We start from the raw sequence: 22,537 nt of genomic DNA, 5'->3' as shown, positions 1-22,537 counted from the left end.
TTATTTTCCCATTTTGGGACAATAATACTTGAAATTTTAGAAGTAGCAAAATATTTATATAATTTTGTGATTAACCGTACTGATTGTGTAGACCGATGACATAAAATAAATAGTGTAGCTCAAATCAGGTATCTGACGGGTATAAATTGTTACTTTTAGCTCATAGTAGAAAATTAAATAGTAGAAGGTATCACATGGAGAGAAATGTTGATTTGAATGGATTTTTAGAAAATAAGCAAAATTTTATTCCTCACTTGTCAATTGATAGTGTCATTTTTGGTTTTCATCAAGATCAATTAAAAGTGTTGCTTCTGAGAGTTCATGATTCAGGAGTATGGAGTTTATCGGGTGGATTTGTGCGAATGGAAGAAGGTATCGATCCTGCGGCTTTGAGGATTTTGCGTGAAAGAACAGGTTTAGAAAATGTCTATTTGGAGCAATATCATACTTTTGGTCATGAAGACCGCTCCAAGAAAAATACCTTGGCAGATATTCTTGATTTTGGACATACAGAGGAATTTAGAAACTCGTGGCTCAACAAGCGATTTGTATCGATTGGCTATTATGCGTTAGTGGATTTTTCAAAAGTGAATCCAACACCTGATTCATTTAGTGATATCGCAGAATGGTTTGATTTAAAAGATTTGCCACCTATGATTTTTGATCATAGAGAAATGATACACAAAGCGCTGGAGTCGCTTCGGGCTAACTTGGATACTAAATTGGTAGGATTTAATTTATTACCCGAAACCTTTACTATGCCTGAACTTCAAAGTCTTTATGAGACTATTTTGGGGTATCCGCTTCGCAGAAATAACTTTCAGCGCAAAATGCTAAGTATGGATATTTTGGAAAGAATCGAAAAACTATACACTGGTGCCGCCAATAAAGCGCCATATCTGTACAAGTTTAAAGCTCCAACCACAGAAGTCGTTTAAGTATGAGTGCAAAATTATGAGTTGTGAAAATGACTAGTTCAAGACTTTGTCTTGGACTTATTTTTTTAAACAGTTTAAAAACTGAAGCAATGACTAGTCCGAGACTTAGTCTCGAACTAGTCATTTTACATTAGTACTGTACGAAGGTTTAGCTTTAAGATAAAATTGATGTAGTGACAACTCTTGCAGTTGCCATTTTGAAGGGGACAACTGCAAGAGTTGCCACTACATCAAAAAACACTAATCATAAGAACTCTTTTGAAAGAAAGAAAATCCTTCATATAGTCCTAATTCTCCACTCATAATTCTACTTTAAGAATCAGTACAAATTCTGTTGAATAAATGGATTTCTAAACTTGCCTTTTGGATCGTAAGTGGCTAAAAGTTCTTTAAACTGTGGCAAAGGTTTAATAAGTGATTGAAGCTTTTTAGGATTCATCGTAAACAATTTTCCCCAGTGCGGACGAGCATTGAATGGTGCTAATTGCGCTTCAATTAATGGTAAGAGTTGTTTTACAGCATTCCAATCTTGTTTCCATGTAAAGTGAAAGGCTACGGATGGTTGATGGTAATTAGCGCTCATCCAAAGGTCGTCGCCTGTCATCGTTCTTATTTCTGAAATAAATAAATGTGGGCTTACTTTTTCATGTAGTTTTTCGATAGCCATCATGGCTTCATAACCATGCTCGAAAGGAACAAAATATTCTGATTGCAATTCTTTTCCGCTACTTGGTGTAAAGCCCATTCTAAAATGGGGCATTCGTTCATACCAAGGTCCAGATACACCCATTTGTCCTGTGCAGTTTTCGGCCGAAAGGCCCTCCAAAGGATGAAGATTACGTGTTGCCAATTTTGCTCCAAAATACTCTGTATCTGGCGTCGAAACATCCTCACTACGTTTTTTCAACCAAACTTGATTGACATTTTTGTTACGCCAATCTGTAAACAAACTTACACTGTAACCATTGGAAACGATGCTTTCAAAGTTTTTTTCCAAAGCTGACATGGGCATATTTTGATATACCAACTGTTTCATCTCAAAGGTATCTTGTAATGCCAAAGTCATGTTTGAAACAATACCTAAACCACCAAGAGCAACTACAGCTCCTTTTAAAGCTTCAGTATTTTCGTTTTTTGAAAAACTAACGATGTCGCCATTAGCAGTGATAATGTCTAATGCTCTTACACTAGTAGCCAAATTTCCATTTTTCACACCAGAGCCGTGTGTCCCTGTTGAACATGCTCCTGCCACCGAAATATGTGGAAGTGATGCTAAGTTTGCCAGTGCAAAACCAGCTTCGTGGATTTCTTTACAAATTTGTCCATAGGTAGCGCCACCTTCAATGGTTACTTCTTTGTTTGCTTTATCAATTGATAAAACTTTCTGCATTGATTTCAACGAAATCTGAGTCGCAGGAGTATCAGCAATGCTATTGAAAGAGTGTCTGCTTCCCAAACCACGAATGATCGGTGTTTTTTTGACAAGCTCTTGTGCTTCAGCAATCGTCTGTGGCTCAAAATATTGCTTGGCACTGTATCGTAAATTTCCTGCCCAGTTGGTGCGAGGGGTATCGTTTGCTAAAATCATTTTGGGTAAAAAAGCGCCTCCTACCATTAAGGAAGATGTTTTAAGGAATGTACGTTTATTCATTATTTATAAGGGGAGTTAAGTGAATATTCTGACATTAACTAATTGGATAGGTACTTTTTGGCAATTGTTTCAATATTTTAAGAATAAACCAAGATAAAGTATTAAATATTAAAGGGTAATTTACGGAAAACTTACTGTAATAATCGATTTAAAAATCCCCTTTTCTTATGAGAAAATATTCACTTTTGTTATTGATTGCTAATCTGATATTAGGATTGACTGCTTTGGGTCAAAAATCTAAAAAGCTTTATACCTTCCCAATTGGTGCGCAAGCCTATACTTTTAGAAATAGTTTTCCTAATGGAATAGTAGCTACACTCGATACTATCAAAGCACTTGGTATTACCGAACTGGAAGGGAATGTTCCGAAAGGAATGGAAGCAACAGAGTATCTTAAATTGTTGAAAGAGAGAAATATAAAGGTTCCTTCGACAGGGGCAGGATATGAAGAGATTGTTGCAAATCCTATGAGTGTGGTTGAAAATGCCAAAAAGCTTGGTGCAAAGTTCGTGATGGTGGCATGGATACCTCATAAAGATGACTTTGATATTTTTGAGGCGCAACAAGCAGTCGAAGATTTCAATCAAGTTGGGAAAATTTTAGCAGAAAATGGTATTACTTTTTGCTATCATATTCATGGATATGAATTTATCCCGTATCAGGACGGAACACTTTTTGACTTTATCGTTCGACGCACTAACCCTAATTATGTTTCTTTTGAACTAGATATGCTGTGGGCGTTTCATGGTGGTGCCAATCCCGAAGGACTTTTGGACAAGTATCCTACCAGATTCAAAATGCTTCATGTAAAAGATTTGAGAAAGGGCGTTCAAGGAAATCATTCGGGTTCGACACCTGTGACTAATGACGTAACTTTAGGAACTGGTCAAATCGACGTGGCTGGCATTATCAGAAAGGCTAAAAAATTAGGAATAAAGCACTATTTTATCGAAGACGAAAGCCCTATCCAAAATATTCAGGTGCCACAAAGTATTGCCTATTTGAAGAGTTTGAAAGAATAAGCCAGAGCGTTGAGATAGGAGTTGCTTTGCGATTTTCACAAAAATCCTGTATCTATGTAACCAACTACCAACAGACTTTGTGATGAATTCAGTACACCGTTCGGCTTTTGTGAATGACCCTCGTAATGTTTATACGATTCCTGCCTTTAGCATCCATCTCCTCAACGAAATTTTGATTATTCAACATAGCGAATCTGTCCCTGATACAAGTATTAGGGGCTTTTTTGATTTACCAGTTGGTCATATCGAAATCAATTGGGTTGTATTTGAGCATCCGATGGGCTATTTAATACAGGTCAATCAGGTTGCGGGGGCATTACAAACACATTGTAATTGTGGTGCCTCCAAAATCAAAATGTGTGATCATCAGGCACAAGCTTTACATAATGTACATAAGTATCAAGACTTACTGATTTTTTTTGACGAAGCATTGAGGTTTAGAAAAATGCGAGCTAAAGCTTATGATTATGGATTGGAGGCGGAGCCCGATTTGGTGAAGTATTTTCGGGTACATTATCAAGAAAAACAAACACATATTCTTCCCAAAAATCCTGCTCTTTTTGCTTTTACCAACGATACAAAAGTGGCATTGCAAGACCAATTGCTGTCAGCAAATCACTGGCAACATTTGTCTAATTCGTCGGCACAAGAGAATCTGATTGTAGTTTTTAAACTACATAAATATTTCGACCATTTTCATTTAGAGCTATATCAAGCTGATTTTACCAAGGAGGGAAAACCTAAAAACCCATTGATTTCAAGAGCGCCCCTAGATAAAATTTGGCAAATTGAAGAACCTGATGTATTGAAGTTTTTTATGGCAGTGGCTCGCTTTCAACATAATTATGAGCAAACACCTCCTGAAGAGGATTTAGCTAGCTTGAAAGCACTTGTTAAAAATCCTTTGGCATTGCCTGTCTTTTATCATAATCATAAAACTTCAGTCAATATTGCCTCACAGTCGATTGTGCCTGTGCAATTGAGTACGCTTCCAATTGAATTACAGTTGGAGGTTTTTCAGCAAGATGAGATGTATGAAATTAAGGTATATCTTCAAGTAAATGGGCAGGTATATCCATTGCAAGATTTGACTTTAAAATATGGGTATTTTATCCAAATTCATCAAACGATGTATTTGGTGGATAATCTTCATTTTCTCAAAGTAATTGCCTTTTTTAGAAGACATAATTATTATTTAGTCTTACACGAATCAAAATATACGGAGTTTCAAAAAGAGATTCTCGACCCACTTGAAAGACATGTTCGTGTCAAATATTCATACTTAAAACCAGCTAGTCCTGAACAAATTCAAGAAGTAAATCTCAATCAAGCTTTAGTCAGAATGATATATTTATCTGAATATGAAGACTATATCTTGCTGACGCCAACGATGGTTTATGGAGAAGTAGAGATTCCTGTTTTGTCCAAAAAACAACTCTATGCGATCGACCGAAAAGGAAAGCCTTTTACATTACCACGCAATGAACCAGAAGAGCAACGATTTTTAGGAATATTGATTCGTCAACATCCTGATTTTGAGGAACAATTACATCATGAGAGTTTTTATTTACATCGCAAGAGGTTTTTAGAAAATGAATGGTTTTTAGATGCTTTTGAGGTTTGGCGAGAACAACAAATCAAGATTTTAGGTTTTAACCAGTTCAAGAAAACTAGATTAAACGCTCATAAAGCCCATGTGAGTGTGGTGGTTAATTCGGGTATGAATTGGTTTGATACAACCATCAAAATTCAGTTTGGGAAACAACGAGTTTCGTTAAAGCATTTGCAAAAAACGATTAAAAACAAAGAGAAATACGTAACCCTCGACGACGGTTCATTGGGTATTTTGCCTGAATCATGGGTTTCAAAATTTGCGGATTACTTCCAAGCTGGAGAAATCGTCGAAGAAACTTTGCGAGTCCCACAATCACGTTTGGGAAGTCTAGAAGAGCTTTTTGATGCTGAAATGCTGACGCAGGAAGTAAAGGCTTTGAGTCAAGATTTTAGAGATAAGATTGAAAATTTAGATAAAATAGCACCTATCCAAGTAACCTCATCACTTCACCCTCAGTTACGGAGTTATCAATCAGAGGGTTTGAACTGGTTGGCTTATTTGAATCAATTGAGTTTGGGCGGGGTATTAGCTGATGATATGGGTTTGGGTAAAACCCTTCAGGTATTAGCCTTATTTCTATGGCAAAAAGAAAAAAGTACCTTAAAAACTAATTTGGTGGTTGTGCCTACGACATTGATTTTTAACTGGCTACAAGAGATAAAAAAGTTTGCGCCTAGTTTAAAAGTGCTAGTCATGCACGGACCTAATCGTCCTGAAAATACACTTGGTTTTGAGGAATATGATGTTGTTATTACGACCTATCATACGCTTTTGTCTGATATAAAGTTTTTACGAAAATACCTGTTTAATTATATTGTTTTGGATGAATCTCAAGCTATCAAAAATCCTGAATCACAGCGATATAAGGCTGTTTGTATGTTGCAAAGTCGCCATCGTTTGGTAATGACGGGGACACCAATCGAGAATAATACCTTTGATATTTATGCACAGTTTTCCTTTGCTTGTCCAGGACTTTTGGGAACAAAGCGGTTTTTCAAAGAATACTATTCTATGCCGATAGACAAGTTTAAAGATTTGCCTAGAGCACAAGAATTACAACAAAAAATCAAGCCTTTTGTCCTTCGAAGAACCAAACAACAGGTAGCCAAAGAACTTCCCGAAAAAACAGAAATGGTACTTTACTGCGAAATGAGTACTGAGCAACGTCGGGTATATGAAGCTTACGAGCGAGAGTTTTGGGATTATTTGAATACGCAAAAAGAAGGAGATATACCGAAAGAAAGATTACATATTTTACAAGGTTTGACCAAACTCCGTCAAATATGTAATTCGCCTGCCTTGCTCAGTGATGAAGAGTTTTATGGACATGAATCTGCCAAATTACAGGTTTTGATTGAAGAGATAGAGAACAAATCTCCCAAACACAAAATATTAGTTTTTTCACAGTTTGTAGAAATGTTGGAGTTGGTCAAGAAAGAATTGCAACTCCGAGATATACCATTTAGTTATCTGACAGGACAAACTACAAATCGTGCAAAGGTGGTGGAGCAATTTCAGAATGATGACCAAATTAGAGTATTTCTGATAAGCTTAAAGGCTGGAGGCATAGGACTGAATCTTACACAAGCCGACTATGTGTATTTGATTGATCCTTGGTGGAACCCAGCCGTAGAAAATCAGGCGATTGACCGAGTATATCGTATAGGACAACAGAAAAATGTGGTTGCCGTTCGCTTGATTTGTCCTGATACCATTGAAGAAAAAATGATGGTATTGCAGTCTAATAAACAACATTTGGTCAATGAGTTGATTAAGACTGACCAAGATATGTTGCAACAAATGACCAAAGATGATTTGTTGAGGCTCCTAAAACATGGATAAATAGGCTTTTTGTCAAAAAGTAATCCAGTAGAATAGAGAAGGCGCTGAAACAATCATTTTATGTTTCAGCGCCTTCACATTTAATACTTACTGTAACTTATTTTACTACACTCGGATACAAAACACCGTCAAGATTGGTCATTGATAAACCTAATAATTTTGCCACGATTGGAGCAATATCTTCGAGTCCCATGGTTGGAATCACTACATTAGATTTTATATCTGCACCATAAGCAATAAAGCCCGTTTCTATTTCTTTGAAGTTTGGAAAATACCCATGCGTTCCACCTTTCGCAGGCTTTAGGAATGGTTCTTCGAAAGAATCTGAAAACGAAAATCCTTGTTTGGCAGTCAGCGCGAGGACTGCTTCTGGGTCAGCACCAATAGCTTGATAATCTTCAGTTTTTACAATATCAAATAGCTTTTTTGTGCTGGCTGGCAAATCATTCAAAATATTTTGTACTTGCTTCAAAGTTTGCTGGTCATTTTTATCTTTCAAATACAAAAATGCCATTCCGCCTTGTGGATGGAAAGTCGCTTTCCAATTTCCTCTATCTTTTTTCTTTTCCATCAAACCTGCTTTTACGAGCCATGTGTTTGGTGAAAGTTGTGCATGAATATCCACAAATCCATGATCACCAACAATCAAAAACGTAGTACTATCTTTGATACCTGCGCGTTCGGCAGCTTCCATGATTTTACCTACAGCACGGTCAGCACCCGCGATGGCTCTTTCAACACTTGGACCATTGCGACCTTCTTTGTGTTCAAAGTGATCTAAATTGAAAATATGTACGGTTGTCAAATTTGGTTTGTATTTTTCCAACACATAAGCTGCCATACGAGCAAGATTTTCATCCATCGTCAAATAATCGCTATCCATTGCTTTAGAGGTCAACTTACCCGTTGCTTCACGTTCAATTTCTTCAAATAAACCTTGTGGTTTGGCAAATTTGCGCATTTGAATCAATGGATCTGCTACATTTTTTTCGATTTCAGTTTCTGGAATATTATAGTCTACAGTTTGTGTACCAACTGTTACAGGCCAGTGAATAGAAGCCGTTTTTAGACCTTTTTTGTGAGCTGCATCCCAGATTGTTTCTGCTTTAATCAAATTGTTTTCCCAGTTCCAACGTCCTGTTTGTCCAGCCGGCTCAAATGGAGTATTATGAAAAATTTTGTGTTTGTTTGGTAAAACTCCTGTCACAATGGTAGTATGCGAAGGATAAGTAACTGTGGGGAAAACGCCTCTTACGCCGTCTGAAGAAGCGCCATTTTGAGCCATTTCATGAAGGTTTGGTGTTGGCCATTGTGCTTGTCTATAAAAATCAGGGCGAAAGCCATCGAGACTGATAACAACTACATACTTTGATTTTTGGGCAAATGTTATCGAAGCCGAAGTCAACAATAACATAAGGAAAATAGCTTTTTTCATTTTTGAAAATTTAAAGGTAAGATTTTGAAAGAAGGCTGTTAGGTAAGGCATGAGCATAGCCTAACAGCCCCAAGAAGTATTAGTGATGAATTGTGAATGATTAATTCATCACACCTTACCGATGTATCAATATAACTTTGAGACTAAAGTATTCACAATTCATCATTCACCCCACTAGAATGCGTATCTTAAACCAAGTTGAATACGCCAAGGTGTTCCACCAGCTGTTGATTGTTTACGACCAGCGCCACTTTCAACTGTGTAAGTATAGTTTTTTGTAGTTTGATCAAAACCAGTCATCGTTACCAAGTTGATATTACCGTGGTTGTAGCTAACCCCCTGAGTTTTGTCCAAAAGATTCATAAAGTTGAAGCAGTCAGCAGATACAGAAAGGGTTCTACTAAGAATTTTTATATCCTTGGTTAAGCGTAAATCAACTGTGTAGTAAAATGGATTGACACCGCCATTTCTCTCTGCTACTTTACCAATATTTTGTCTGATGTAATTTTTGACACTTTCTGTAACTTCTGGGTTATCCAACAATCCTTGAATCCCTTTTCTGATTGGCTCTGGAACACTTGGGTTATTTGGGTCAAAAACAAAAGCTAAGTCATTCGTTAGTACAAAGTCTCCGTTCAAACTCTTATTACCACCAACCATAAACGAATAGCGAGTTCCACCTACACCATTGAGAATAGCCCCTAATTGAAATCCTTTCACGCTTGGAGTAGCTGCTGAAATCACTAATTTGTCTGAGAATTGGTCATCAGAATATGAAACAGTTTGGTCACGAGGGTCGTCTACTACTGGTCTGAAAGTAGATGTATTGGCTACACAACAATTGAATGAGGTATTATCTTTGGTGTCATTTTTGGTATAACTCACTGATAAATACCCATCTTGTCCGATTTTCATACTCGCATCTAATACAATGGCGTATTGGTCTAACACACCTGTAGACTCTAGTTCAAGCACGCGACCAAGGTTTTTATCTTTTCTACCTTGTGTCCAGTCTGTTGAGCCATTGGCAGGAATAGTGTTAGCAGGAACATAAACACCACGATTTGCCTCGTTACTCAATCTGAAATAAGGCTCGTCTACGATATTTCGGTCATAGTACACATAGTTGTTGACTGTTTTTGACCAAAGTAAGTTTACCCCTGCTCTGAATCTTTCGTTGAAAAATCTGTTGTAAGAAAGGTTTACTTTATAAATAGAAGGAACTTGAAAATCTTTACTTACCGCATTAATTGTAGACACATAACTTGCTCCTGCTGGAATACCAGGTGTAGTAGAAGGGTTGTTACGATACGAAACAAAATCAGGGAAAGGAACACCGGCACCTGAAATATCAATTGAACCAACCATTGTTCCACTGTTTTGAATATTATTCAACTGCAAATAAGACACCGGTTGTGCCGAGAATATCCCACCACCTAATTTGACAATATCTTTTTGGCGACCTTTTACATCCCAAGTCAACTGAAAACGTGGTTGGATATTGTTATAATCTGCTAAAGTATTGTTTGTTTTGATGCCTAAACTTGTTTCAGTTTTAGGATTAGCATCACCTTGACGGAAGAAAATAGTAGCATCATAACGTAAGCCAAACATAGCACTTACGTTTGGAGTCGGATTAAAATCTACTTGAGCGAATAGCGCTAAATCAAGTAAAGATTGCTTAACGGCTGGATTAACCAAGGGAACTTCTCTAGCATAACGACTTGGTTTTTGGTCGATAAAATCTTGCAAGCTATTGAAGAAAAAGCGACCATTCATTTCGTTGACAATTGTTGAGTTCAAAAAGGTCAACATGTTGTCAGTACCGAATTTGTAGTTAAAGGCTCCTTTGCGTAAATACGTGGTATTGGCTAATTGGATCGTTTTATCTCTTGTGGTTTCAGTACCAAAACGTTGTCCACCAAACTGAACCGTTCTTGTTTGTGTAGCACTTGGGTTAGTTGCTGTTGGAATCACAGAACGTACTGTTATAATCGCTCTAGGAATATTGGCACTTGGCAAATCATCATTGACGATATAGTCACGCGCAACAGTTTGATACTGCACTTTCAATTCGTTGGTTACGTCTGGGCTCAGTGATGAACGTAACGAAACTAATGTGCTATTTTCAAGAGATTTAAAGCCAATCCAACTTTCAAGTAAATTGATATTTGAATTGTCAGTCGTAGAGTTTGGACTCAACCAAGTAGTAAGGTTATTACGAAAAGTAAGTTTATTTTTATCATTAATCTGCCAATCCAATCTGGTAAAAAGTGCATTAGCTTCTGTTTGTCTAGAAAAATCGCCATACTGTTGCGTATTTTTCATACCATATTTTACCCTTGCTACTTCAATCAATTTATCTAAATTTTCTTTAGTAATCCCAAAGTTTTGTTCCTGCGTTTGGTCATAAACTGGCGCAATCTGATAAGGGATCGTTTCTGTCTGACGGTCATAAGCTACGAAGTAGTGAAGTTTATCTTTTACGATCGCTCCACCTAGAGAGAAGCCATATTGCTTCTGGTCAAAAACCGTAGTTCGAGGTGTTCCATTGATATTGTACTCACTAGCCAAAGGGAAAAGCTTGTTACCTACAAAGGTTGCTTGATTGGCACGTTGGAAAAAGAAGGCAGAACCTTCGGTTTTATTAGTACCATTTTTGGTAACAGCATTTACCGAACCGCCACCTTGACGACCCTGCGTCACATCATAATTATTAGTTGAAACCTGATATTCACGTATTGCTTCTTGTGAAATGGTATAGGGACCATTACCTACTGCGCCGTTGGTGTACATACTACGAGCATTTACCCCATCCATAGTTACGTTGGTCGAGGAGCTACGCTGACCGCCAAAACTACCATTTTTACCTTGAAGTGGAGACAATGCCGTTAGCGCCGTAAAGTTACGTCCTTCCATAGGTAACTGCTTCATCTGGAGAGAGGTCACGGCGATAGCAGCACCAGCACGTTCGGTTTCTTTATTGACAAAGTTGGCACTTACTACCACCTCTTTTAGTTCGGTGTTACTTTGTTTGAGCTGAGCATTCACTCTTAATTTGTCACCTTGATTCAATGCATAGTCGGTGAATTTTGTAGTTTGATACCCCACAAATGAAATGGTAATGGAATATGGCTTACCCAAAGGCAATTGTTGTAGTTGATACTCACCTTGTGCATTGGTGACAGTCCCTGTCTGGAAGCCTGTGGATTCGTTGCGAACTTTCACTGAAACACCTGGCATAATTTCGCCACTTTCGTCTGTGATTTTTCCTAAAATGGTAGCATCCGTACCTTGTGAAAATGAATTAAATGAGATAAACAGTACAGAAAAAATAAGGAAAATCTGGAGCTGTTTTACACGGTTTGAGAATTTGTTTGAAATAGTAAACGTGAGCATAAATGCGTATGGGTTTTGTTGAGGCCACAAAAGTATGACGACATTTTATGCTCTTTATCTGCTTTTTCTAATGTGAACAAATTTTCATTTTGGGGTAACTTCAGTTTTAAATACCCTGATTTTTAGCGACTTTGTATGTATGATTTGATATTGTTCCGATAAAATGTTATTAATGGTTAGTACCAAAATAAAAAATCCCCACCGAAGTGAGGATTCCTATAACAGCGTTAGATATGTTCTGACACCAATCAAATTTCAATAAGCAATAGGTCGTCAAACATATTTACGCAGTACGTTTTACAAAATCTATGCCGTTACGACTCTACAATTTAATTTTTGTGGTAATCTTCAAAATATCTAGGGCTGCTTTTTGAAGATTGATATATTGTTCAGGAATCAGCAATACCGTTTCTTCATCGTCACGAACGGGATTTTTGAGCTGTATTAATTGTACCTCTGCTAAATCAACCTCTTCGCCCTGAAGCGTTTTTATTCCTAAGGCTAATATTTTTTCGGTGTTATCCCCTACCATTTGTAGATTATGAAAATCTGGAATTTGGTCAAAATGCTCTTTTACATAAAGACCTAAAGTAGCGGTATAAGACGCAAAAAGATGATTTAATACCGAAAATTTATGAACTTCCTTGATACTTGTTTGCTTACTTTTAGGTTCAGAAAACATCCGCTGAAAAGCCGATGCCAAGTTGGCAGTTTTTACATATACATCTTTGCGTGCCAATTTGTAAGGCAGATAATGAAACTCATTACCTAGATATAGACCTCTTACCTGCCTAAAATATTCTAAATTAGCTTCTAGCATTTCGACTAATACCTTTTGGAGTTTTTCCTTTTCCCAAGCCGGAAATAGAAAATAGCTTGCAATAAAGGATATGCCACCGCCAATAAAGGTATCCATGACTCTTTCTTCAAGAATAGAAATATTCCCCATTCCTAAGAAATTATAAAGAATGAGTATAAATGGAGTCATAAACAATACACTTACCACATAGTTTTTCCGTTGAAAACTATACGCTCCAAGCATGCAAAGCAACAAAATGGCAAATAACACATTTTTGTTATGCTGATACGAAAGAATCAACAAACCGAAAATAGCGCCTACGATTGTGCCGATTAAACGATGATAATTTCGCTCTTTAGTTAGACTAAATGCAGGCTTCATGATTACCATAATCGTGAGCAAAATCCAATTGCTATGCAAAAATTCAAATGATTGTGCAATGATAAAGCCAACCAGCATTACCAGCGCAACTCGTAAAGAGTGCCTGAAAATTTCAGAATCAAACGTAAGGTTTTCTCTGAAAATTTTGGGTTCAAATTCTTGGTGAGAAATAAATTGGTCGGTTGCTAAATCACTAGAATTAAGCGTCTTTTTCTTTCTATTTTTAAAATTCCCTACAATTTTCTTTAATCTCGCAAAGATATTCTTGATGTTGACTTCGATATTTTTCAATGCACCAATACTTAGTGCTGTAAATCCATGTTCTTCGGCATGTTCCTCCAAATCAAGAACAGCAAGGTGTAGTTCTTGAAGTTTTCTAGGAATAATTGGTGAAAGATGTGGCGTTGTGCCCATTTTGAGGTCATACCCAATCTTTTCTAATTCATCTGCTAAAAGTGTCAGAATATCCTCATACTTTTTGAGAATACCAATGCTATCAAACTGTTTATGAAGATGTTGATAATTATAAAAAGTGGACATAATTTGCTCAAACAAATCAATAATATCCACAAAAACTACCACCAAAAAGCGTCCCTCTTGTGTCGACTCTCGAACTATCTCACGTGTTTTAAAAAGCATTTCTCGAGTAGCATCTTGCTTTTCATTTACACTGATTTGTGTTTCAATAAGCTTTTTATAATTTTCATCATAATCAACTCCTTCACGATAAAAAGCCGCTTTAATTTTCATGAACTTGGCTACTTCCACAATAGAATCTCCTAACGATTGTTGTGCAATGCGATAGGGCATTATTCTGTACAATGACAAACTAAGTGCTGTATACCAAAGTCCCCCTATTAGGATATAAACAGGGTGCATCATGATTTCATGAAGCGGGCGAATATCTCCAATACTCAATGTCATGACCAATAGCGCTGCCGTACCGATGGCAGCTGCACGAAGCCCATAGACATAAAACATAGAGAACAAAAAGCTAAACCCAGTAATCATTAATCCCAGAATCGGGATAGACAGATTGGCAAATCCTACTAATAAAGCCACTAACGAAACTATTCCTGTGGTAGTAAGCATAGCATTGCGTCGATGCACAATAGGTCCAGGCGAATCCACGACGCTGGCACATAAGGCTCCCAAAGAAATTGTCATGCCGATATTGATTTTATCAAATTCGAGCATGAAAAGACTTGGAAACAGAACCCCAAAGGTGATACGAAGTCCGTCTCCAAAATAGGAGCTTAAGACGAAATGCTTGATTTCGTTAGTAGGTCTTTGTGCACTATTGAGCATATTATTCAAGATTAAGATTGCTTATTTATACTAAATTCAATGGTAGGTTTAGGTTTTTTGAATATAGAACTATTTTACAAAGAAAAAGGGTATTTCGCTACAAAATACCCTTTTCTTTATTTAATCTTGGAATAACTTGATTTGTTTCAAATTGTCGAACGTTAAGGGCTTTGTGATAAATCCGCTCACTTCTTCAAACCCTTTGGCTCGTTCTATATCGGCAGGATTGATGGACGAACTAACGACATATATTGGAATCTCTTTCTCAAATTTATTTTTGATTTTGGAAAACTCTTCCAAAAACTCCCATCCATCCATCACTGGCATATTAATATCCAGTAATATCAAATCAGGAATCACACCCTCTCCCACGACTAATTCATTGAAATAGTTGAAACCTGCCAAGCCATTTTCGAAAATGCTCAAGCTTTTACAAAAGTTTTTGGAGACCAATAATTTCTTTACCCAAAATCCATAGATGTTGTCGTCATCTATGACACAAATAGTTTCTACAGGCTTCATTAAAATGTAATCTTAAATGTTGTACCAATATTTTCTTGACTTTCGACTTCTATTTTACTTCCCATCAAATCCAGTTGGTTTTTGATTAAAAATAACCCAAAACCTTTTCCACTGGTGTGCTTATGAAAAGTATGATGCATACCAAAAAGCTTGTACTTGTATTTCTCAAGGTCAATACCTACACCGTTATCCTCTATTTGCAATATGATTTTATTATTTTCAATCCAAGAAGAAAGAGTAATCTCTGGACACACTTCGGGTTTCCGAAATTGAATTGCATTGGAAAGAAGATTTGTCAGAATGCTTTCCAAATAGGCTGGTATATAGTAGACACTTTTACAGCTTGTAAAGTTGCTTTTGATACGTGCGCTACTGAGAACTAGCTCGCTTTGAATCTGACTTTTGATTTTTGTCAGCATCTCATCAAAGCAAATCCTAACTTTCGGTTGTTGAACTTGTGATTGTGTTACTAATACTTCATTGAGTTGTGAAATAGTTTCGCTGAGCTGCTTAGAAATTTGCTTAACACTGTCTAACAAGAGCTTTTGTTCATATTCAGTATCACATTCTTCAATGAAATTACTTACCATTTCTAAGTTGCCAGTATGTGACCTTAGATTATGTGATACAATATGGGCAAAATTTACCAATTTCTTATTTTGTTCATGAATGATTTTTAAAGAATCTTGTAAAAAAAGTTCTTTTTGTTTCTCTTCATCGATATTCTTGATTACTCCACGAACGCCGATAATGATACCTTGAGTATCGAATAGTGGGCTGCCTATGACCCTTACCCAAATTTTATTTTGCAAATATGTCAAAAACTCACAACTTACATCGAAAGCTTTTCCTAAGGCAATAGTTTCGTCAAATGCCTTCGCGACCATAGCTCTAGAGGCTTCCGGGTAATACAAGAATGCCTCTGCCAAACTAGGAGTTTCTAAATGTGAAGGAAATTCATGGATAGCTTTTGTACTTTCTGACCAATACACTTTCTGTGTTTTGAGATCAACCTCCCATGCACCAATTCGTGCTAATTTGGCTGATTCATTCAACAGAAATTCATTCTTCAACAAAGAACTTTTGTAATTAACAGTCTCCGTAATATCAATGATGGACCCTGCCATTTTGATAGGCTTTCCCTCCTTATTCCACATAGCTTGCCCTGACGTTTGAAACCATTTATATTCTCCAGAGCGACAAAGTAATCTAATATCAGTCTTATAAGGTTTATGATGATAAAGATGTTCCCCAATGAGTTGCTCGACTTTTGCCTTATCATCTTGATGCAAAAGCGTATTGAAAAAAGTATTGAAAGAAGTGCTAATGCCGCCATCTTGATAGCCCAGCAATTCATAAAATTTACTTGACCACCAAATGGTATCAAATTGCAAATCCCAATCCCAGATTCCAGCTTCTATGCTATTGATGATGAGTTCAAACTCTGTTTTGTGAACGGGAGGGGCTGGCAACTTTTCAGGGTATTCTATCAAATAGGAAATGTGCGTAAACGTTCCTTTCAGCAATACAGCATAGTTATGCGCATCTCTTAGTTCAACATATCCATTTATTTGAAAAAACTGAAAATTTCCATCAGCGTTATACAACCTTATTTCTTGCTCAAAATAGTTTTCATCTTTTGTTAATTCCTTTACTATATTGAAATCTAGCCATTTTGTATCTAATGAAAACAGATGGCGCTTCAATGTATCCAAATTATTAATTGTTTGGGAAGGCAGTGATAAAATCGCATTCACATTATCTGAAATAGAAAACGTATTGCTCGTCAAATCCCATGCCCAAAAGTTAGGAATATCGTAATATCCTTCCCGATTCCAAGGCTCTCGGATCGTTTTCATAACACAGTGTGGTTTTACTCAAATCAAAAATTCAATTGTGGTCCTTTTAGGGAATTTATCAGTAGTGGAAAGGATTTACTATATGATTGAAATACAGTAAAATGAAGCATATTTTTATTGATAAGTCGCTGAATCAGTGACTATAATAGCGTTACGGGTAGACAGTTTGTCTTAAAATTGGCATATAGCATAAAGTAAAAAAAAATTTACTGGCTATATATCTGAACGGTGTTTACTAGAAGAAAATCAGATTTAAATTGTAGAAGCTAACGAAATTCGTAAAACAGATTACGAATTTCGTTAAATATATCAACTTTAGCAAAGATACAACTATGTATTGATTATATGGTCATTTTGGTATCTAAGATGTTTGGCCAGCAACAAATATAACTCATCTGCGGTATGTGGCTTCAACAGATAATCGTTCATGCCTACAGCGAAAGCTTCTTTGATAGTTTCCGCATTATTGTCAGCTGAGCTTGCAATGATGGTCAAGTTGCTATCTATTTTGCGGATTTCTTTGGTCAATTCAAATCCGTTCAATTCTGGCATTTGTAAATCTATAATCGCTAAATCGTAGCATTTATCTGAACTTACCAACTTTAAAGCTTCGTATGGAGATACACAGGTGTCGACCTGAATACCTTTTTTCAACAGATTTCTTGCAATGATTTTTAAGTTGATTTCGTTGTCATCTACTGCCAAAATATGATATCCTTTAAAATCAAAATCAGTCAATTCTTTGATGGAGTAATTTTGGTCTTCCGCAATTTTGAAATTAACGGTAAAGTAAAAATTTGAGCCTTCATTAAGCCTACTATCAACGTGGATTTCACTATTAAACAATAGCAAAATCTTTTTGATAATGGCAAGTCCAAGTCCAGTACCACCAAACTGACGCGTTGTTATAATCGATGCTTGTGCAAATTCATCAAATATTTTAGGCAAAGATTCTTCAGAAATTCCAATGCCATTATCAATAACCTCAAATTTGACCTCAACATGCGAGTGGGTTCTGTTCACAACTCCAGCTTTTAGCGTAATGAGCCCATTTTTGGTAAATTTTACCGCATTAGATACCAAATTGTTGATTACTTGAACCAAACGAGTAGGGTCTCCCTCCAAAAATGCAGGAATATCGGTATCCAAATCTATTTGTAGGGTATTGCCTTTTTCTTTAGAACGATGCCAATTTATTTCTACAATATTATTAAGCAAATCAACAAGGTTAAAAGGAATTTGCTCAATTTGTACTTTTTGTGCTTCAAGTTTACTGTAGTCTAAGATATCGTTAATAATCGATAAAAGAGTTTCACCAGTAAACTTCAACACCTTTAATGGAGCTTCTTGTTCTTTACGAGGCTGTTCTTCCAAAAGCAAATGAATATTGCCAAGAATTGAGTGCAAAGGAGTTCTAATTTCATGACTCATCATCGAAAGAAACACCGATTTTGCCTTTAATGCTTCTTCCAAATGAAGTTTCGCTTGCTCTAACTCTTGGTTTTTTATTTCTAAATCTTCTTTGATTTTTTCTAACTGAATTGTTTTTTTCCGAAGCTCAAACTGATTCGTTACTTGATTAGCCAAAGCTTTCAAGGCTTCAATTTGATCATCGGCTAGCGAACGGGGCTTGTTATCAATCACACAAAGTGTACCTAGTGCATATCCTTTTGAAGTTACCAGTGGAACTCCAGCATAAAACTGCACGCCAGGGTCATTTATGACAAAAGGATTGTCATAAAACCGATCATCTTCCAAAGTGTTTTCAACAATAAAAGGCTCGTAGGGATTCAAAATAGTATGTCCACAAAAAGAAAGATCTCTTGGTGTCTCTGCCACATCGATTCCTTTAGCTGACTTAAACCACTGTCTATCCTTATCAATCAAGCTGATAAGGCTTATCGGAGTTTGACAAATCTCTTGAGCAATTTGAGTGATAGAGTCATAATCTCTCTCGGGTGAAGTATCGAGAATATGATAACTCTTTAGCGCATCCAATCGCTCCGATTCGTTACTTGGTAAGAGTGGTTTTTTCATAAGTAGTTTGTTACGTAATAATTGAGGTAATGTACCCAACAATATCTTTGTATGTGAACAAAGACCCCTATTGCCCAACCCACTCGGAATAGGTTATGGCTATCTGGTATTCAGAAATTTACGGCGTTTCGCTACTGGCAATAGACGAAACTTACTACTTAGGGCTTGCAGATTTATAGTTTTATAGAAGTGCCATCACAAGGGTAATATGAGCACAATACAAATTAATTTACTATAGGATACTCACTTGATACGTGTAGAAGTCACTAAAGACACATATACAGAGTGGTAAAAATACATATTTTATTTAAACAAATAAAACTATAGTTAGTTGATGAATATATTTTATGAGTATCATAAAACAAACTGAGTATTTCCTCTTACATTGACGTGGACTGTCAATAGCCCTGAAGATGTCGCTGCAATTGTTGTTCCTTTGAGGTGATGTGGTCGAAATACAGCCCCATACTTAATATCTTCTTTGTAAATATTGGTAGTAGCTTCAGTTAAGGTTGTAGATTGTACTCTAATACTCAAAATCTGCCCTTCATTATCAACAGTTATTTTAAAGACAATTTTACCAACTTCGCTAGACTTGTCTGTCAACAAAGGTTTTTGAGCCAAATAAAAGCGATCTAGTCCATATTCGAGACCTTTTCCTTTTGAGGCGCCATAATCTGGCATAAAAGCTTTAGGTTCGGGGCTATAGCCATATTTGTCAGATGTAGAGCTTGGCAATTTTGCTTTAGGAGCTTTATAAGGACTTGCTTTAGCATAGGATGTTTCTGCTCCTGATGCATTAAGATTCTCCCTGTTTGGGGCTGCAGGACCTGATGCTTCTTTGATTTTTTTATTATTTTCAATAGTATTTTCTTCTGGAACTTCTGTTAATTCATTCGTAGCAAAGGAGATTCTGATTGGTTTTTGGGCCACTATTTTCGTAGCTTCATTCCAAATAGGTAACTTGATGGAAGTATAAAAAAGAATAGCGCCAACAGCAAGCGTCCACCAAAAGGCTGCTTGCTTGTTTTTTTGTTCTTCTAATTCTTCTTGGTATGTTTTCATGGGTTAAGGTATTTTCTTCTTCTGCAAATTTATAAAATCGCTTCAAAAATATAAAAGATAAGGGGTTGAATAATAGCTTATAAAGCCATATTCAACCCCTTGACAATAATTATTTCTTGTTACGATTTTTTAGGAGCAGTAGCTGGAGCATAACCAGTACGAGTCATTTCGCCCCAAGAGTGTGTTTTCTTGAAAAACAAATCATAGTTACCTTTTATAGCCCAATACACCGTGAGTGGGTGATAAATAAAAGGTTCTAAAATAGCAGTGACAAAAAGCCGTCCAATTTCTTTTGGCTCGGAGTAACGATTAAAAAAGGTTTCCTGAGCCTGAATTGCCAATATTGAAAAGAATAGCGACATTGAGAAAACCAACCCAATCATAGCTATAAAAAAGTAGATATTGATATAACCCAACAGAATCATTACCAACGTAAAAATCAGACCGAATGCTTCGATAAACGGTCCAAACCATTCTGCAATTAACCAATATGGGAAGCTAAGCAAACCAATAATACCATATTTTTTTCGTCCAATCATATCTCTATGAAGCATCAAACACTCGGCTGTACCACGTGCCCACCTATTACGCTGGCGCGACAAAATGGTCTTTGTTACAGGAGCTTCCGTCCAACAAAGTGGAGTGGGTACGTATGCTACTTCATAAGGTATTTTTTTGTTGAGCATAAGTTTGTGTAAACGAATAACCAACTCCATGTCTTCACCAACTGTTTTCTTGTTATAGCCACCAGCCTCAATAACCCTTTCTCGATGAAAAATACCAAATGCACCCGAAATTAGCAGAAGTCCATTGATAGATCCCCATGCGGTACGTCCTAACAGGAAGGCTCTAAAATATTCTATTAATTGAATTCTTGGCAGAAATTTATTAGGAATTTGTAGCTTCACCATGTGACCATGATATACCTCTGCATCGTTATTGAGCCAAACAATTCCTCCTACTGCAACAACTTCTTTATGGCTATTAATAACAGGATAAATCAAGTGTTCAAAGGCATTTTCTTCCAACAAACAATCCACGTCGACACAAGCAAAATAATCTGAGTACGAAACATTTATGCCCGCATTAAGGGCATCGGCTTTGCCACCATTAGCTTTATCAACGACAATAAGCTTTTTGAAAGCTTTATTTCTGGATTTATAAATAGCTTTGATTTCGTTGCAAGGCAAACGATATTCGAAATAGTAATCTACCTTTTCTAAATCGTAAAACTTGATGGCTTTTTCAAGCGTATCGTCTTTACTCCCATCGTTTACAATAATCAATGTTAAATTATTGTAACCAAGTGATAATAAGGAGCGAATGTTCTCAACAATGGTGACCCCTTCATTATACGCAGGTGCTACAACAGAAATAGAAGGTAGGTACGGATTTTGACGAAAAGCATTAAAATCGATATTGAGGTTTGCTTGTTTGTGGTGCTTCAGTACTTTCCATGACCTAACGCTCATGAGTATGTAAGATGTAAAAATCATCATACAGTACAAAAACAAACCAAATTGTATAAAGTAAGAGAAGAATGTTAGCATCCGTTTAAAATTTATTTAGCACATGAATCGCCAATTTTTGATCAGATTTATCCCCATTTGATTCAAGATAAGATAAAAATGACATACTATTCGAATTCATGTTTTGAAGCGTTTCGGCAGCTTTCACCCGAATAGCTGGATACGCATCTTTCAATTTGTTGAATATAAATGGAACATCGTCGTCGGTTCCGTGTAAGGCTACGTATTTTAAAATGGCAATTTTTACTGGTTCTTCTTCAGAAGCAAACCTTCTCTTTAGATCATTCAAATACTCGTTGCCACCACACTCTGCGAGGTATTCGATAATAGCAGTTCTTACTTTTGGATTGGGATGTACCACAAATGATTTAGTATCCATCTCCAAATCAAGCTCTTGAAAAATATTAGCAAGTTTCAATCCTAGTATTTTAAGTGTAACTGATTCATGGTTAATCAGTTTGCTTAAGTTAGGGATTTGTTTAAATTGGCTTCTTTTCAAAAAACTGATGATTTCATACATTTCCCAATCTGAAAGAGGAAAATGTATTTCGGACAGAATATCCACTTGATCGCCACCCATTGATATTTCGGCCTTAATGGCCACCAAACGTACAAATTGATTCGGATGATCTAATAATTCGGTAAACATCGCCGAATTTTCTAACGCCTTAATCGCCAAAAGGTCATTCGTTGCGTTGACTAGTTTATACCATTTGTACCTGAAGAATTCCTTTTTGATTTTTTGCTCGAAACCAAAAAAGGTGTACAGCTCTTTTATTTTTTTTTGATCGTCGCCCAGGAGAACTTTGTTGGCGTTGAATATTTCTTCGTAGAGAATTTCTCTAAACAATTTAAACTTTAGCTGAATATTAGAAAAGTAGTTTGCAATTTCTTTGCTCATAAATTCTTGAATATTCAAGTCTTCTTCCATGAGCCAAGCTGTGATATATTGCTGAATTTTTTCTCGGATTTCTGCTCTTCGTTTTGCGCTTCTTTTGGCACTTATTTTTTCACTCAGTATACTTATTATAATCACCGAATCTACAACCAACAAGATTGTAGCAATGACTAATATAATAAATATAAGTCGTTGAATATGAGTGGGTATATTATTCATAAATTTTGAGAGAAAGGG

The 22,537-nt window shown here is 36.5% G+C and carries 13 protein-coding genes; 3 read left to right on the top strand and 10 right to left on the bottom strand.

All coding sequences use genetic code 11. The features are described from left to right. The first annotated feature begins 194 nt into the window (after positions 1-194). Positions 195-938, top strand: coding sequence for an NUDIX hydrolase (locus QM481_RS21700; RefSeq protein WP_166551140.1), 744 nt, complete (start codon positions 195-197; stop codon positions 936-938). A 319-nt stretch (positions 939-1,257) separates the two neighbouring features. Here the strand turns inward: QM481_RS21700 and QM481_RS21695 are convergent, their stop codons facing one another. Further along, positions 1,258-2,589: an FAD-binding protein gene (locus tag QM481_RS21695; protein WP_283383304.1), complete on the bottom strand. Its 1,332-nt coding sequence runs from the start codon at positions 2,587-2,589 to the stop codon at positions 1,258-1,260. A gap of 167 nt (positions 2,590-2,756) precedes the next feature. Here QM481_RS21695 and QM481_RS21690 point away from each other — a divergent pair, with 167 nt between their 5' ends. Both QM481_RS21690 and QM481_RS21685 read left to right on the top strand, forming a co-directional pair. Next, positions 2,757-3,611, top strand: a complete 855-nt coding sequence (locus tag QM481_RS21690; RefSeq protein WP_283383303.1) for a sugar phosphate isomerase/epimerase family protein — start codon at positions 2,757-2,759, stop codon at positions 3,609-3,611. Positions 3,612-3,693: 82 nt separating this feature from the next. Beyond that, on the top strand, positions 3,694-7,068 hold the full coding sequence (locus QM481_RS21685; RefSeq protein ID WP_283383302.1) for a DEAD/DEAH box helicase: 3,375 nt from the start codon (positions 3,694-3,696) through the stop codon (positions 7,066-7,068). Positions 7,069-7,165: 97 nt separating this feature from the next. Here QM481_RS21685 and QM481_RS21680 read toward each other — a convergent pair whose 3' ends face one another. From QM481_RS21680 to QM481_RS21640, 9 genes are all read right to left on the bottom strand, one after another. Continuing rightward, positions 7,166-8,503 carry an alkaline phosphatase family protein gene (locus QM481_RS21680; RefSeq protein WP_283383301.1) on the bottom strand — a complete coding sequence of 446 codons (1,338 nt, stop codon included), beginning with the start codon at positions 8,501-8,503 and terminating at the stop codon, positions 7,166-7,168. Positions 8,504-8,677: 174 nt separating this feature from the next. After that, a complete protein-coding gene (locus QM481_RS21675) occupies positions 8,678-11,902 on the bottom strand; it encodes a TonB-dependent receptor (protein WP_283383300.1) in 3,225 nt (1,074 codons plus the stop codon). Between the two features lie 322 nt (positions 11,903-12,224). Then, on the bottom strand, positions 12,225-14,390 hold the full coding sequence (locus tag QM481_RS21670) for an FUSC family protein (protein ID WP_283383299.1): 2,166 nt from the start codon (positions 14,388-14,390) through the stop codon (positions 12,225-12,227). A gap of 120 nt (positions 14,391-14,510) precedes the next feature. Further along, positions 14,511-14,912 (bottom strand): response regulator, encoded by a 402-nt coding sequence (locus QM481_RS21665; RefSeq protein ID WP_095168241.1) that lies wholly within the window; start codon positions 14,910-14,912, stop codon positions 14,511-14,513. Then, positions 14,912-16,771 carry a PAS domain-containing protein gene (locus tag QM481_RS21660; protein WP_283383298.1) on the bottom strand — a complete coding sequence of 620 codons (1,860 nt, stop codon included), beginning with the start codon at positions 16,769-16,771 and terminating at the stop codon, positions 14,912-14,914. Before QM481_RS21660 ends, QM481_RS21665 begins: the two co-directional genes overlap by 1 nt. Positions 16,772-17,101: 330 nt before the next feature. After that, positions 17,102-18,808: a GAF domain-containing hybrid sensor histidine kinase/response regulator gene (locus tag QM481_RS21655; protein WP_283383297.1), complete on the bottom strand. Its 1,707-nt coding sequence runs from the start codon at positions 18,806-18,808 to the stop codon at positions 17,102-17,104. A 354-nt stretch (positions 18,809-19,162) separates the two neighbouring features. After that, complete coding sequence (locus QM481_RS21650; protein WP_283383296.1) at positions 19,163-19,873, bottom strand: hypothetical protein; 711 nt, start codon at positions 19,871-19,873, stop codon at positions 19,163-19,165. 119 nt (positions 19,874-19,992) lie between these two features. Next, positions 19,993-21,345 carry a glycosyltransferase family 2 protein gene (locus tag QM481_RS21645; protein WP_283383295.1) on the bottom strand — a complete coding sequence of 451 codons (1,353 nt, stop codon included), beginning with the start codon at positions 21,343-21,345 and terminating at the stop codon, positions 19,993-19,995. Between the two features lie 82 nt (positions 21,346-21,427). Then, positions 21,428-22,519 carry a HEAT repeat domain-containing protein gene (locus QM481_RS21640; RefSeq protein ID WP_283383294.1) on the bottom strand — a complete coding sequence of 364 codons (1,092 nt, stop codon included), beginning with the start codon at positions 22,517-22,519 and terminating at the stop codon, positions 21,428-21,430. Positions 22,520-22,537 lie beyond the last annotated feature (18 nt).

The organism is Flectobacillus rivi, assembly GCF_030056655.1.
Classification (GTDB): Bacteria; Bacteroidota; Bacteroidia; order Cytophagales; family Spirosomataceae; genus Flectobacillus; species Flectobacillus rivi.
This window is presented reverse-complemented; position numbering and strand designations above follow the sequence as displayed.